The 14,547-nt window shown below is 34.2% G+C and carries 13 protein-coding genes and 1 riboswitch; of the genes, 5 read left to right on the forward strand and 8 right to left on the reverse strand.

Annotated elements, in window-relative coordinates; translation table 11 throughout:
- Positions 1–85: 85 nt before the first annotated feature.
- The 3 genes from rplS to C9914_RS03275 all read right to left on the reverse strand — a co-directional run bounded on the left by rplS (position 86) and on the right by C9914_RS03275 (position 3,060).
- Positions 86–430, reverse strand: a complete 345-nt coding sequence (rplS, locus tag C9914_RS03265) for a 50S ribosomal protein L19 (RefSeq protein ID WP_022264355.1) — start codon at positions 428–430, stop codon at positions 86–88.
- 400 nt (positions 431–830) lie between these two features.
- Positions 831–2,132 (reverse strand): vWA domain-containing protein, encoded by a 1,302-nt coding sequence (locus tag C9914_RS03270; protein WP_106763363.1) that lies wholly within the window; start codon positions 2,130–2,132, stop codon positions 831–833.
- Positions 2,089–3,060: a leucine-rich repeat protein gene (locus C9914_RS03275; RefSeq protein ID WP_106763364.1), complete on the reverse strand. Its 972-nt coding sequence runs from the start codon at positions 3,058–3,060 to the stop codon at positions 2,089–2,091. The genes C9914_RS03270 and C9914_RS03275 overlap by 44 nt, the downstream gene beginning before the upstream one ends.
- Positions 3,061–3,563: 503 nt before the next feature.
- Here C9914_RS03275 and C9914_RS03280 point away from each other — a divergent pair.
- A complete protein-coding gene (locus C9914_RS03280; RefSeq protein ID WP_158707322.1) occupies positions 3,564–4,238 on the forward strand; it encodes a vitamin B12 dependent-methionine synthase activation domain-containing protein in 675 nt (224 codons plus the stop codon).
- 12 nt (positions 4,239–4,250) lie between these two features.
- Positions 4,251–6,635 carry a homocysteine S-methyltransferase family protein gene (locus tag C9914_RS03285; RefSeq protein ID WP_106763367.1) on the forward strand — a complete coding sequence of 795 codons (2,385 nt, stop codon included), beginning with the start codon at positions 4,251–4,253 and terminating at the stop codon, positions 6,633–6,635.
- 60 nt (positions 6,636–6,695) lie between these two features.
- Here C9914_RS03285 and C9914_RS03290 read toward each other — a convergent pair whose 3' ends face one another.
- The 5 genes from C9914_RS03290 to C9914_RS03310 all read right to left on the reverse strand — a co-directional run bounded on the left by C9914_RS03290 (position 6,696) and on the right by C9914_RS03310 (position 10,825).
- Positions 6,696–7,424, reverse strand: coding sequence for a hypothetical protein (locus C9914_RS03290; RefSeq protein WP_106763369.1), 729 nt, complete (start codon positions 7,422–7,424; stop codon positions 6,696–6,698).
- A gap of 176 nt (positions 7,425–7,600) precedes the next feature.
- The gene (locus tag C9914_RS03295; protein ID WP_106763370.1) at positions 7,601–7,936 is read right to left on the reverse strand and encodes a hypothetical protein; all 336 of its coding nucleotides are present in this window, start codon (positions 7,934–7,936) and stop codon (positions 7,601–7,603) included.
- A gap of 109 nt (positions 7,937–8,045) precedes the next feature.
- Positions 8,046–8,315, reverse strand: a complete 270-nt coding sequence (locus C9914_RS03300) for a Mor transcription activator family protein (protein ID WP_106763372.1) — start codon at positions 8,313–8,315, stop codon at positions 8,046–8,048.
- Between the two features lie 121 nt (positions 8,316–8,436).
- Entirely contained in the window at positions 8,437–9,375 is a 939-nt protein-coding gene (gene metA / locus C9914_RS03305) for a homoserine O-acetyltransferase MetA (RefSeq protein WP_106763374.1), read from the reverse strand.
- Positions 9,376–9,553: 178 nt separating this feature from the next.
- Positions 9,554–10,825, reverse strand: coding sequence for an HD-GYP domain-containing protein (locus tag C9914_RS03310; RefSeq protein ID WP_106763376.1), 1,272 nt, complete (start codon positions 10,823–10,825; stop codon positions 9,554–9,556).
- A 288-nt stretch (positions 10,826–11,113) separates the two neighbouring features.
- Here C9914_RS03310 and C9914_RS03315 point away from each other — a divergent pair, with 288 nt between their 5' ends.
- From C9914_RS03315 to C9914_RS03325, 3 genes are all read left to right on the forward strand, one after another.
- Positions 11,114–12,481: an MATE family efflux transporter gene (locus tag C9914_RS03315; protein WP_106763378.1), complete on the forward strand. Its 1,368-nt coding sequence runs from the start codon at positions 11,114–11,116 to the stop codon at positions 12,479–12,481.
- A 208-nt stretch (positions 12,482–12,689) separates the two neighbouring features.
- Positions 12,690–13,145, forward strand: a complete 456-nt coding sequence (locus tag C9914_RS03320) for a hypothetical protein (RefSeq protein WP_106763380.1) — start codon at positions 12,690–12,692, stop codon at positions 13,143–13,145.
- Between the two features lie 41 nt (positions 13,146–13,186).
- Positions 13,187–13,259: riboswitch (Fluoride riboswitch) on the forward strand.
- Between the two features lie 52 nt (positions 13,260–13,311).
- Positions 13,312–14,490 (forward strand): cation:proton antiporter, encoded by a 1,179-nt coding sequence (locus tag C9914_RS03325; RefSeq protein ID WP_106763382.1) that lies wholly within the window; start codon positions 13,312–13,314, stop codon positions 14,488–14,490.
- Positions 14,491–14,547: the final 57 nt, after the last annotated feature.

Raw genomic sequence — 14,547 nt, forward strand, 5'->3', positions numbered from 1 at the left:
TTACTTACAGAAATTCTGCAAGAAATAAATCACCCATAAAAATTATGGAAATAGCAAAAAGGGGACATAGCGTCCCCAAGTTACATTATCTGATTTGTTCCTTAACCTTAGAAGCCTTACCAACTCTATCTCTGAGGTAGTAGAGCTTGCTTCTGCGTACACGACCGTGTCTGATGATTTCAACGCTTACTACATTTGGGGAATGAATTGGGAAAACTCTTTCTACGCCAACGCCGTAAGAAACTCTTCTTACTGTGAAGGTCTCAGCAACGCCGCTGCCCTTCTTAGCAATAACTGTTCCTTCGAACATCTGAACTCTTTCCTTTTCACCCTCACGAATATTAACACCGACCTTAATTGTGTCACCGATGTTAAACTTTGGTGTTTCTGCCTTCAATGAAGAAGCTGCGATTGTCTTAAGTGCATCCATTTTAATATCCTCCTGTTATTTAAGACATTCTTGCATAATTTTTTATAAATAATGCAGAGGACTGTCCGTTTCATAGTTCGTCTTTTTGACGAGCTTTGAAACCTGTCTTAGGCCGACAGATTCAAACGCTTAAATATTATATCATACATCACCTAAACTTGCAAGCTTTTTTTATAGCCGCAAACCGCAATAAATAAGTATTTGTGTCTAAAAATTAAAAGTTTCGCTCAAGCCTTTTCAAAGGCTTGCAGTTTCCAAAGGCAGAGCCTTTGGTCGCTCTCCGCAGAGAGCGAAACACTTTATACTTCTCTAAGCGCAGGAGGGTAGAAAAACATTCCAGTGGAATGTTTTTCGTAGGGAACCCTCGCAGGGGGTCCCTGAAATATAAACCTTGACTATATCACTCCATAACACAGCGTATGCCCCAAGACGGAATTTTTTCTTCGGGATATTCTTCATTCGGGAAAACAAAGGCTGTATCATATTTAGGACGCTTTTTCGGAAAAATTCCATCTCCGTCCGTAAAAAGAAAAACTCCTCTTAAACCCTTTAACTCTCCTTTGTCAATTAAATCATTTATATACTGAAAAGCTGGGCGAAAATCTGTTCCACCTCTGCCTTTTACTGTAAAAGTTTCAGATAATCTCTTTATATCAGCCGTTGAGCGTAAAACCATATCCGAACGAACCCCATCATCGCATTGAATTATACGAACATTTGCGTTTGGTGCAAGCTCATCTGAAACCAATATCTCATAGGTTTCGGTCAAAAAACTTCTGATTACCTCCTCTGAACAGGACATTGAAGTATCTATGACTATTGCAAAGGTTCGGATTTTCTTTTCCTCTTTTGTTTCTTGTGGTTCAATCAAAGCAAGATTGCCGTAAAGCGAAAATCCGTACATATAAAAGGAAGTATTTATGCTATCCTCATCAGGTTTTAAAATTTCTTGCCTGATAGAAAATTTTTTCAAAAGTTCCGAATAGCTTTTATCATTTCTGTTTGCAAGATTAAGTACATCAATAAGTTCCTCAGCTGATTCCGCACTTTCTCTTGCAAAGGTCTGTGCCTCTGAATCTGTATGTTCGCCTATTTTTCCCCATTTTTGCATAAGGCTTTCGATTTTTTGTTTAGGCGCGTTTTCATCACACCACAAAGAATGGTCATCAATATAAAATTCTTGCGAAATAGACATCAAAGTCTGCTCATCAAATTGTTGGCTACTTAAAACTGTATAAACAGATTGAGCTGTAAAAGATGATTTTTTCGCACGAAGCAAGGCATAAACTGTTGCTCTTTCGTGTGATTGATGTCTTTGAACATACTTATTCATAATAGAATCTATAATATGTTCTGTGGCAATATCGCAAGAAATATCCCAAAGGAGTTTATCCCTTGAATTTCTCATTATAATATGACGATAAAGGCAATGCAAAACGGAATGAAGATATGCCCTATTTAAGGCTATACCCTTAGAAATTTCTATATAATCCTTATTGTAATAGAATTTAAAGCCATCTGTTGCACAGCTTGAAAGCTTATCATTTTCCTCAAGAGTAAGACTTCCGAGTGCAAGCCCTAAAAATCTCATAGCTATATATAGCTTGGTTTTGGAAGTTTCTATCGCTTTTGTATATTCATCACTCATAATGCTGCCCCTATAATTCAAAGCGTCTGCGTCTGCTTTTTCCGAAATGCTCATTTTTGATATTCATCAAATATCCAAGAATTTCTGTTTTCTGTTTATTTCTTGCTGTAAGAATAGCATTTTCAAGAATATCTTCATCAGGTTTAATTGTTTCGCACAAAAATACCACAGCATCATAATTTCCATTCTTGATTTTACGATTTAGCACAATAGAAATATTCTCCGAAAGGTAAGCTATATAAGTCGATTTAGCCTCAGTAGAAAGTTCTGTTGGATACATCAACCTCAGAATTGCAATTTCTGAACATATTTCCTCGTTTTCATCAATCACCGCAAATTTAAAGCACGAATCATATTCTGCAAAATTTATCAATCCATTGCTTACGCATTGCCTATAACGAAAACCACTACCCCTTGTAAAATGTTCAAAAATTCTCGCTGGCCCATTTTCTATGGATTCCTCAAAATATTCAGGCATAAGCATAACAGCTTTTTCATTAGTATCCGTAAAAATAATAGTCAGATATTGCTTTTTAGTTAGTTCAGAAAGTAATTTATTAAGGCAAGTATGCTCATTCCGATTCGTTCTAAGTGTAATTTTAGAAAGCTTTCCACAATTCATAAACGCTCCGCCACCTATGTTCTGAACTCCTCCGAAAAGAGATATTTCTCTTAAATTTCTGCAATTATAAAAAGCATAATCACTGATATATTCAATAGAACTTGGCAATGCTATACTTGTAAGTTCATTGGTACAAATCGCAGGGTAAGATGATTCTCCGCAAGCTATAACATCATTATATTTCTTACAAACACGATTCCACGAACCTTCTTCTGCAAAGGCATATGCTCCTATTCCGATAAGCTTTTTATTATCTATATTTTCAGGCAGTATTATATCTCCGCAGATTGAAAAAATTCGCAAAAGCTCTGCATTATTATCTATTTCTCTATATAATATTTTTTCATCAGTAATACTCATATTATCTTCCTTGTGTGCGAATAAATTTCGCACTTAAAATCTAACTTGGTTCGCTATTATAACTAATGTTGCTGACATAAGAAATTAAGTGGCGGACAAAGTCCGCCGCTCAAGAGCAAAGAATGTTAAGGGCGTTGCCCTTAACACCCATGAGGGACTCCGTTCCTCAACCCTGCGAGCCTTTAAAAAGGCTCGAGTGAAACTTTTATCTGTCTAAGGTAAGTTCATTAGCTAAACGACAGTTCATTGGAAATTTCCTCGACCGCGGCAATTATTTTATTTAATACACTACGAGCGAGACTTGTCGAGCGATTCCGCGTCTTGACAGTGGCGGCTCGCCACCGAAACTTTTATCTGTCTAAAATAAGTGCATCAGCTAAAATGTAATCTACTATTTTCATTATATATTATAATAAAAACAGTGTCAAATAACTTGGTTGACGGGCTATTCTCATAATGATATAATATTCTAAAATCTATATGAATTTATGGTGAATTTCAAAATGATATATACTTATTCTCTAAATTCTCAGGAAGTCAATATTACAAAAAAAGAAATCTATCGTTACCTCGGCTATGGTAGAGTTTATCCAAGTGATGAAGTCACTGCTCTCATAGATGAGTGTGTAAACGAATTTAATAAATATGTAAATTATAGGGCCTGCTACGCAAAGGTTGATATTTCTGTTGATGAGCAAAACGAAATTATAGATTTCGGATTTATGCAGGTTAAAAGCCATTCTCTGACTATAAATCTTCGTGGTTGTGAGAGTGCATATATATTTGCCACTACAACAGGTTCTATGGCTGAAAGATTAATTATGAAACATAATAAGCTTTCTGCTCTCAAAGGAATAGTAACAGACGCTATCGGCTCAGCATCTATTGAAGATTTTTGCGATATGCTCAACAAAATGCTTGCAGATTTAAGCTCACAGAATGGTAAATTTCTTCGTCCAAGGTTTAGCTGTGGCTATGGAGATTTTCCGCTTGAATTTCAGCCACAGATTCTCGAATTTCTCGATACAAGCCGAAAAATAGGTCTTAATATAACAGATAATCTTATGATGACGCCTGTTAAATCAGTTACTGCCATTGTAGGAATAAGCGACTTTCCCACAAAATGTCGTACAGGCTGTGTAAGCTGTGAAAAAACAGACTGCGAATATAGAAAGTAAAGGGTGCTTTAAATGAATATCAAAGAACTTATAAAAAATCAAATTGTATACTTTGATGGAGGTATGGGAACACTTCTTCAAGAGCGTGGCTTACAACCAGGTGAACTTCCAGAAACATGGAATATTCTACACCCAGAAATAATCACAGATATTCACCGCTCATATTTTGAGGCTGGTGCTAATATAATCAAGACAAATACTTTCGGTGCTAACCGCCTTAAATTTGATAATCTTGAGGAAATTATAACAAAAGCTGTCGAGAATGCTGATAAAGCAAGAGATGGCTTTGAAAATGCTTATATTGCTCTTGATATAGGTCCTATCGGAAAAATGCTCAAACCTCTTGGTGACCTCGATTTTGAAAAGGCTGTTGAAATCTTCGCAGAAACAGTAAAAATCGGTTCAAAGCTCAATGTAGATTTAATTCTTATTGAAACTATGAATGATTCCTACGAAACAAAGGCGGCTGTATTGGCGGCTAAGGAAAATTCTGATTTACCGATTTTCGTTACAACCGTTTATGATGAAAACGCAAAGCTTATGACTGGTGCTAATCCTAAATGTATGGTAGCAATTTTGGAGGGCTTAGGCGTTGACGCTTTAGGCCTTAACTGCTCACTTGGTCCTGAACAGATGAAAAAAATTGTTCCTATGCTCACAAAAGAAGCAAGTATTCCTGTAATTGTCAACCCTAATGCCGGACTTCCGAGAAGCGAAAACGGCAAAACTGTTTATGATGTTGATGCTGATGAATTTTCGGATATTATGGTTGAGATTGCAGAAAGCGGTGCAAGAATTTTAGGTGGCTGTTGCGGAACTACTCCAGAATTTATCCGCAAAACTATTGAAAAAACTAAATCCTTAAAACCACAACCTATTGTTCCCAAAAATACCACCCTTGTTTCTTCATATACTCACGCAGTTGAGATTGGCCCATCTCCTATACTTATCGGCGAAAGAATAAATCCAACGGGTAAATCTAAATTTAAGGAAGCACTTCGTCAAAATAATATGGACTACATTCTCAATGAGGGAATCGCACAACAAGAAAAAGGCGTACAAATTCTTGATGTTAATGTTGGCCTGCCCGAAATTGATGAAGTCGAAATGATTAAGAATGCTGTATTTGAGCTTCAAAGTGTTATCGACTTGCCACTTCAGATTGATACAGTCGATATTGAAGCTATGGAACAGTCCATGAGATTATATAATGGTAAACCGCTTGTCAATTCTGTAAATGGCAAAAAAAAGAATATGAAAGATGTTTTCCCACTTATCAAAAAATATGGTGGCACACTTATTGCTCTTACGATTGATGAAGACGGTATTCCTGAAACTATTGAAGGCAGAATAAAGATTGCAGAAAAAATCATAAAAACTGCCAAAGAATACGGTATAGATAAAAAAGACATTGTTGTTGACCCTCTTGCAATGACAATTTCAAGCGATACAAACAGTGCTAATATAACCCTTGAAACAGTCAAGAGATTAAGCAATATGGGAATAAAGACAAGTCTTGGTGTTTCAAATATTTCTTTTGGCTTGCCTAATAGAGAGTTTGTAACATCAACCTTCTTTGCAATGGCTTTGCAGAATGGTCTTAACTGTGCAATTATGAATCCATATTCGCAAGAAATGATGAAAGTATATTATTGCTTTAACGCTCTTACTAATCGTGATGATAACTGCACTGATTATATCAATTTCTGCTCTACTGTTGTTACTCAGACAGTAACCACTACCTCTGCAACAGGCACAAAGCTTGAAAGCAACGATGATGAGCCACTTAAAAAAGCCATCATCAAGGGATTAAAGGAACAAGCCGCTGCCATAACTGCTGAAATGCTCAAAACAGTTTCACCGCTCGACTTGATTGATACACAAATTATTCCAGCACTTGATATTGTTGGAAAGGGCTTTGAGGAAAAGACCGTATTTTTGCCACAGTTACTTATGAGTGCGGAAGCATCAAAGTCAAGCTTTGATGTTGTTAAAGCATCTATGGCAAGCAATGGCGAGGCTTCTAAGGGAAGAATTATTCTTGCAACTGTCAAGGGAGATATTCACGATATAGGCAAGAATATAGTAAAAGTACTTTTAGAGAACTATGGTTATGAAGTAATCGACCTCGGAAAAGATGTTCCGCCTGAATTAGTCTGTGAAACAGCAATCAAAGAAGAAATCGACCTTGTAGGACTTAGTGCATTGATGACTACTACTGTTCCAAGTATGGAAGAAACTATAAAGCAACTTCGTGAGAAACGCCCTCAGTGCAAGGTTGTTGTCGGTGGTGCTGTTTTAACACAAGAATATGCAGATATGATTGGTGCTGACTACTACGCAAAGGACGCTATGGAAACTGTAAGATATGCAGAGCATTTCTTTGGTGTAGAATAATCAATTTTAATATTTATAAGCAAAATGGACGAGCATTTAGCCCGTCCATTTTTATATAGCTTAAATCTTAATTAAAGTGTTAGTATCTATACTAAAATACCTATTATCCTCAAACGAAAGGATATTTCCAGCAAGAACATTCGAGCAATCATACACGCTTTTCATATCGTGTACTGCAATATTATTTTGCACAAGCGGTTTACTTTCTATAATTTCTACATCTTCATCTCGACTATAAAGCAAGCGATTAGTTATTTTATAAGTTTCGCCCTGATGATTTTCATCTGTACGAATATACTCCGCTTTGCTTGCTATACTATTTAAATTATAAGCTATAACATTAAAGTCCTGCTCGTGATATGACATTAAATTGTACTTATAAACATTCGGCAGAGATTGATTATAATCACCAAACAACATTACTACTGTGTTATCGTTTGAAATTAACATAAAGTTAAATGTTCTCGTCGCTATATCTGTTACTGTTTTCATAGTACTTAAAAAATACAAACTTGCACTTGATTTATCCACATTATTGACTACTGTCTGTATATTATATTGATAAGTCGCCCTATTAATCGCCACGGCTCTTATAAGCTTTATCTTATAGCAATTATTCACATCAAAAATTATAGTAATGATATGAGATGAATCTTCATTAGCAAACTCTGCGTCAATATCTGTTTCGCAAGTAATTCTGCTATCTGCTGATGTTAATTCATTCGCAAATGCTTTGATAAAATCCTTTTCTGTTCCGTTTATGCTTACCGTTTTATTGATATAACTCATTTTTCAACCTCATTTTTCATACACAATTTGTGTTGTATTTACTTTTGTTTTTATAATTCTATTTAGTAAATTCGTGTTTACTATTCTATGGTCACTTTTATATACAATTTTCTCATTCAATTTTTCAAGATTACCAAAGATTTTTTCTTGCTTTTTTATTATACCTATCAAAAAAATCACTCCTTAGCTGTAACAGCCTTATTAACAACAAAGGGACTGCATAAAACAAGCATATAATAATCTCCATCATTAGTTTGCAAGCCTATATCATAGCGATAATCCTTAAATTCCAGTTTTTGAGTATCCTCAGGCTTAAGAGAAATCAAGTAGCCATTTTCTTCTCTGTTTTCTGCTATAATTATCTTTTTTATAAGATACTCATCACTTTCTATATCAAATTTTACTCCAAAAATAAGTTTTTCTCCGTCTTTAAGGTAATATATCGTTCCATCATCATTTTGAATAGTAAGAAGAAACGACATTGTTGTACCTCTTGTAATACTTAATTTCATATTTCCTCCTTAGTAAACGCAAAAAGTGTATCACTAAACCTTACAATTTAATGATACACTATTTGTGTAGAAATATTAAAGTGGAATTATTTCTAAGAAAGTATTCCGCTCAAGTTTTATTATGGCACAACTTGCGAATATATCTTTCTGAAAGATTATAAATTTTGGCAAGCTCTGAAATATTATGTCCATCATTATATTTTTTACGAATTTCCTTATTACGCACACTCTTGATAATCTCAGAATATTTTTGTATATAAACAGAATCTTCACCGCCAAAGCGTTTTGAAAGCTTAATATAGTTTTCTATTCCTATAACCTCCGCAATTTCACGCTGTCTATCGCTTAAATCATCTAAAGATATAATAATTTTATCCATTCTTTCACCCTTTCAATAATTTTCTCCATTAATTTAATTATAGAACATTAGTTCGCATTAGTCAAGCAAAAGAAAAACTGCTCAACTCAAAGTCAGTTAAGCAGTTTTATAAATATACTATTTACTCATAAATTCCAACTGGAATATTTTTAATATCTTCAAGCTTATAAGGTGTTTCCTGATATACATTATTAAGCCAGTTAGTATAGAAAAGTGTTGCATTACTTCTCCAAGTAATAGGTGGCAATGCTGAAGTATCATCAGCAGGAAAATAATTATAAGGTATTTCTGGCCTTAAACCACGCTTTAAATCTCTGAAATATTCGTTAGCAAGAGTGTTTCTGTCATATTCTGCGTGGCCAAGTATAAATACCCTTCTAAAATCTCTGCTTGCAATAATAGCTGCACCTGCAAGAGTAGATGAGGCAAGAATAATAAGCTCTTTATGCTTTCTTATATCAGAACGGTGTACACCTGTATATCTTGAATGTGGAATAAGGAATCTATCATCAAAACCTCTCATAAGAGGATGAAAAACTTCTGTAACCTTATGCTTATAAACGCCAGAAAGCTTCTCATCAAATTCATACTTTGGTATACCGTAGTGATAATAAAGCCCTGCCTGTGCACCCCAACATATATGAAGTGTACTAAAAACATGGGTTTTCGACCATTCCATAATATCACAAAGTTCTTCCCAATAATCAACCTCCTCGAAAGGAAGCTTTTCTACTGGTGCACCAGTGATAATCATTCCATCAAAATATTCATTTTTCAACTCTGAAAAAGTCTTGTAGAAATTAGTAAGATGTTCTTGTGGAGTATTTTTGTGAACATGAGATGCAACCTGCATCAATTCAATATCTACTTGTAATGGACTATTGCCAAGCAATCTCAGCAGTTGAGTTTCAGTTTCTATTTTTGTTGGCATAAGATTAAGTATAGCTATACGAATAGGTCTTATGTTTTGTGTGCTTGCTCTATCCATAGTCATAACAAAGATATTTTCAGAAATCAATTCTTCATAAGCTGGCAGTTCACTCTGTATTTTTATAGGCATTTTTCATTCCTCCAATGACATAAGACATAGCAAAAACTTTTTACTATGCAAAAATCACAATATAGCACAAAAAATGGAGCGACAAGAAGTGCGTCACTCCATTCATTTTCTTATAAACAATTTATTTTAATAATTCTAACACTTATTTTTAAAGTTGTCAACGCTCATAAAATGGCAATTATCTATAATTTCTTGCTATAACTTCTATTTGCTTTCTTATCTCAAGAAAGGCATCAGTTATAACAGGGTCAAATTTCTTGCCCCGCTGTTGCTTTATCAAGTCAAAAGCCTCATCAAAGTTTATAGCCTCTTTATAGCATCTCTTAGAGACAATAGCATCAAACACATCAGCTATTGTCATAATTCTTGCCGCAAGCGGAATCTCTGCACCACGAAGCCCATAAGGATAGCCAGAACCGTCCCAGCACTCGTGATGATATGCCGCAACACCCTTTGCAATATTAAGAAATGCCTCATCCTCAAGGTCACTCAAAGATTTCTCAAGCAACATCTTTCCGTTGACAGTGTGCATTTTTATAATATTAAATTCCTCGTCAGTAAGTCTTCCTGGCTTTTTTAATATAGCATCGGGAATAGTAATCTTGCCAATATCATGAAGTGGAGCAGAAAGAATTATATTATGCATATAATCAGGTGTAAGAATATCATCAAAATCTTCTTCTCTTTTCAGCTCATATAAGATAGCTTCTACATATTCACTTGTACGCTTAACATGCTGACCTGTGCTGCCATCACGAGCCTCTATAATATCAGCAAAGCTAATTATAATTTTATTTTGCAAGGTATCAATTTGATTTTCTTTTTGGTCAACCTTAGAATTAAGTGATTTTCTAAGCTTTTCAAGAGAAAGAAATATCTTGTGTGTAAAAACACCCATAATAAGAAAGCTTGCAAGAGAATTAAGTATAAAAAGAGAAAGTTCAAACCAATCAGGGATATGTATAATAGTATATCCTGGAGTATAATCTCTCATAACTATTGAAAAAAATACAAAAACAAAACACGCAAGAATTACAATTATATCTCTGACATAAGCAAGCACTCTATTATTTGCATCTATAAACATAACAATTATAATTATAGGTATAAATAAAAATTCAAAGCCTGTTTCCTTACCAAAGAGCAATAAACACATAATTTGGTGCGAAAAGGTTTCAAGTATAGTATATGCCAAGCAAGGAATCCATGACCATTTTACATATTTAATAAATATAACTCCTGCGGCATAGAGTGTGACATCAATTATTTCTACTATAGCAAGCTCTTGAATTCCTACCAAAGAAAAGCCTACAAGATATACAGAATGAAGTAAAACATTAACAATAAATAACAAATTGATTGCAAGAGTCATTGAAGAATAAGCTTCAAAATCTTTATCTTCATTATATTTAGGGTTATTAACGAAAAATTCTTTAACTTTATCAGCCATAATTGAGTGGTATTCTCCGTTTTGAGAATTTTCCTTTCATCAGGGTTATATATTGAAGCCTTCAACATATAATCAAATTATATCATTTTTATTCTTATTTTTCAATATAATTTTGACATTTTAATTAGTTTTTTTATCAAATTTTAAGTCGCTTCATATAAAATAACTAATTTTTGACTTTTACCATCTTTTTGTACTAATATATCATATACTATGGTTGAAATGCGAATTTTAAAGTTGTATAATTGTCGAGGATTATAAAAATTTAAAAAATAAAAAGGAGAAGTAATGGAAAACACAAATGAATTAAAGCAAAATAAAATGGGTACAGCACCTCTTTTCAGACTCATCATGTCTATGGCACTGCCTGCTATGTTTTCGATGCTAGTCCAAGCATTGTATAATATTGTAGACAGTATTTTTGTTTCTATGAAGGGTGAAGCCGCTCTCGGTGCTGTAAATCTTGCATTTCCTATGCAGTTCCTTATGACAAGCGTTGCCGTCGGCACTGGTATAGGAATCAATTCTCTTGTTTCAAGGCGACTTGGTGAGGGCAGAAAGCAGGAGGCAGATAAAACAGCAACATATAGCCTTATGCTCGGAATTTTTTCTTGGCTTATATTCTTGTTCTTGGGAATTTTCGCAGTACACCCACTGATTTCCGTTTTCACAAACGACCCAGAAACATATCAATATAGTGTTGAATATCTCAGCATTGTATTTATCTTTTCTATTGGCATTTTCGTAGAGGTAAATATAGAAAAAACATTACAAGGCACAGGAAACACAGTCTTTCCTATGGCATTTCAGCTTGTAGGTGCGATTACAAATATTATACTTGACCCTATTTTTATCTTTACCTTTGATTTAGGTGTTAAGGGTGCAGCTATTGCTACCATTATAGGACAAATTTTCTCAATGATTTTTGCACTTCTTGTACTTTTCATCAGAAAAAATGGTATAAAAGTCGATTTCAGCTTTTTCAAAAAAATAGATTGGAAAGTTATTATTGATGTATATAGAGTTGGATTGCCTTCAATCGTTATGCAGAGCATAGGCTCATTTATGATTTTTGGACTAAATCTAATCCTCACAGGTTTTTCCATCACTGCTGTTAATGTTCTCGGTGTATATTATAAACTTCAATCATTCATATTTATGCCAGTTTTCGGTTTAACACATGGTGTTATGCCTATTATGGGCTATAATTACGGAGCAAAGAATAAAGACAGGCTTATGAAATCCTTGAAATATTCACTTTTCATAGCTTTAGTAATTATGGGTATAGGGCTTATAATTTTTCAAATATTCCCGAGAGAGCTTTTAGCAATGTTCAATGCAACAGATGATATGTACGCAATAGGAATACCTGCACTAAGATTAATTAGCCTATGTTTCTTGCCTGCGGCAGTCGGCATAATGTTCTCAACAGTGTTCCAAGCAGTTGGCAGAGGCATTCGTTCACTTATAATTTCCCTGCTCAGACAACTTTGTCTTATTCTTCCAATAGCATATGTTCTTTCATTCTTTGGTGTAACATATGTATGGCTCGCTTTCCCACTTGCAGAAATTCTATCAATTATAGTTTCGGTTATTTTCTTTGTTACTCTCTATAATAAGGAGCTAAAATTCCTTTCGACTAAAGAACCAAGATAAAGCATTTTAAAATCTTAAGAGCTATCACAATGAGAAAATCATTTGTGATGGCTCTTTTTTGATATAATTATCTAAAATATATCAAAATATAAAGACTTTCAAATTATTTTTTATATATACTTGACATCAACAAATATATATGGTATATTGTAACCAATAAATTTATAGTCACATAACACAAAAATAACATGAAAAGAAGGTAATTTTAATGAATGATAGCCATAGAAATTCAGACACAATAAATGTTATAGGTACAGTAATACTGATAATAGGTATAGTTTTAGGCATTATATCTGGTTTTGCCTTTCAAGTAGCAAACTCTAGCGGTTCTTATTATTCAAGGGTTGAGTATTCATTTAACTGGGCATCATGTATTTCACTGATTGTTTCATCTATTTTTATAAAAGTAGAATTTTCTGCCCTCGCTTGTATCGCAAGAGCATCAGAAGAAACAACTATGATGGTTTATAGACTTATGAATCAAATTAGCTATAATAATGCACAAACTAATAATAAAACTTCTAAAAAATCATCAGAAAATGCTACAACCCTTAATCAACAAACTGCACCAGTGGTCAGCACCAATATATGGACTTGTCCAAAATGTGGAAAAATAAACTATAATTATGTAACAACTTGTTCTTGTGGAGAACCTAAACCATAATATAAGCATTTGACAATTTTAAAAACCTATGCTAAAATAAACTCAATAAAGGGAATGAGGTTCTCCCTTGGCTTTGCCAAAACCGCTTATTAAGCTAATGACTTCTGCATTTTGCAGAGTCATTGGCTTTTTTTGTTCCCTAAAATAAAATTTTTGGAGGTTTTTTATGCTTACAAGTTTAGCTCTCATCTTTTTATGCGGACTTCTGCTTGGTTCAATTTTTCAAAAAATCAAGCTTCCGCCACTCCTTGGTATGATTATCACAGGAATAATTTTAGGTCCACACACACTAAATCTTATAGACCAATCTGTTCTTTCAATCTCATCAGATTTACGCCAAATAGCATTGATAATCATACTCACTCGTGCAGGACTTAATCTCGATATAAATTCCCTTAAAAAAGTAGGCAGACCGGCTATTCTAATGTGCTTTGTGCCAGCTTGCTTTGAGATTATAGGAATGGTTCTGCTTGCACCACCGCTTTTAGGCATATCAATACTTGATGCCTTAATTATGGGTACAGTTGTAGCTGCAGTTTCACCAGCGGTTATAGTTCCAAAAATGCTAAAATTAATCGAAACTGGCTATGGCAAGGATAAAAGTATCCCACAAATGATAATGGCTGGAGCTTCTGTTGACGATGTATTTGTAATTGTACTTTTCACATCTTTCACAGGACTTGCACAAGGAGAAAGCTTTTCTCCGATAAGCCTTATACAAGTACCAATTTCTATAATTTTAGGAATAGGACTTGGTATCTTAATAGGAATACTCCTCGGCTTTTTCTTTAAAAAAGTACATATGAGAGATTCAATCAAAGTAATTATAATTTTGAGTATATCATTTCTGCTTGTCACATTAGAAAATAGCCTTAAAGGAATCGTTCCAATTTCAGGACTAATTGCTATAATGAGTATTGGAATTTCTCTACAAAAAATCCGTTCAGACGCATCTAAACGAATATCCACAAAATTCTCAAAGCTATGGGTTGCCGCTGAACTTATGTTATTCGTACTCGTTGGTGCAACAGTTGATATAAAATATGCTTTCTCAGCAGGAATTATGGCAATCTTACTTATCTTTGGAGTATTAGTATTCAGAATGATTGGTGTACTTATATGCCTTATAAAAACAAAGCTAAACAAAAAAGAAAGAATATTCTGTATGATAGCTTACTGCCCAAAAGCAACAGTTCAGGCAGCAATAGGTTATATTCCTTTGACAATGGGACTTTCTTGCGGAAATATAGTTCTGACGGTTGCAGTACTTTCAATACTAATTACTGCACCACTTGGAGCATTTTTTATAGAATTGCTCTATAAAAGACTTCTTAAAAAAGAATAAAATTTTTAAATAAATAACAAATCCACCGATAAAGCCTAAGAGCCTTGTCGGTGGATT

Origin of the sequence: Pseudoruminococcus massiliensis (assembly GCF_900291955.1) — a bacterium.
Lineage (GTDB): Bacteria > Bacillota > Clostridia > Oscillospirales > Acutalibacteraceae > Pseudoruminococcus > Pseudoruminococcus massiliensis.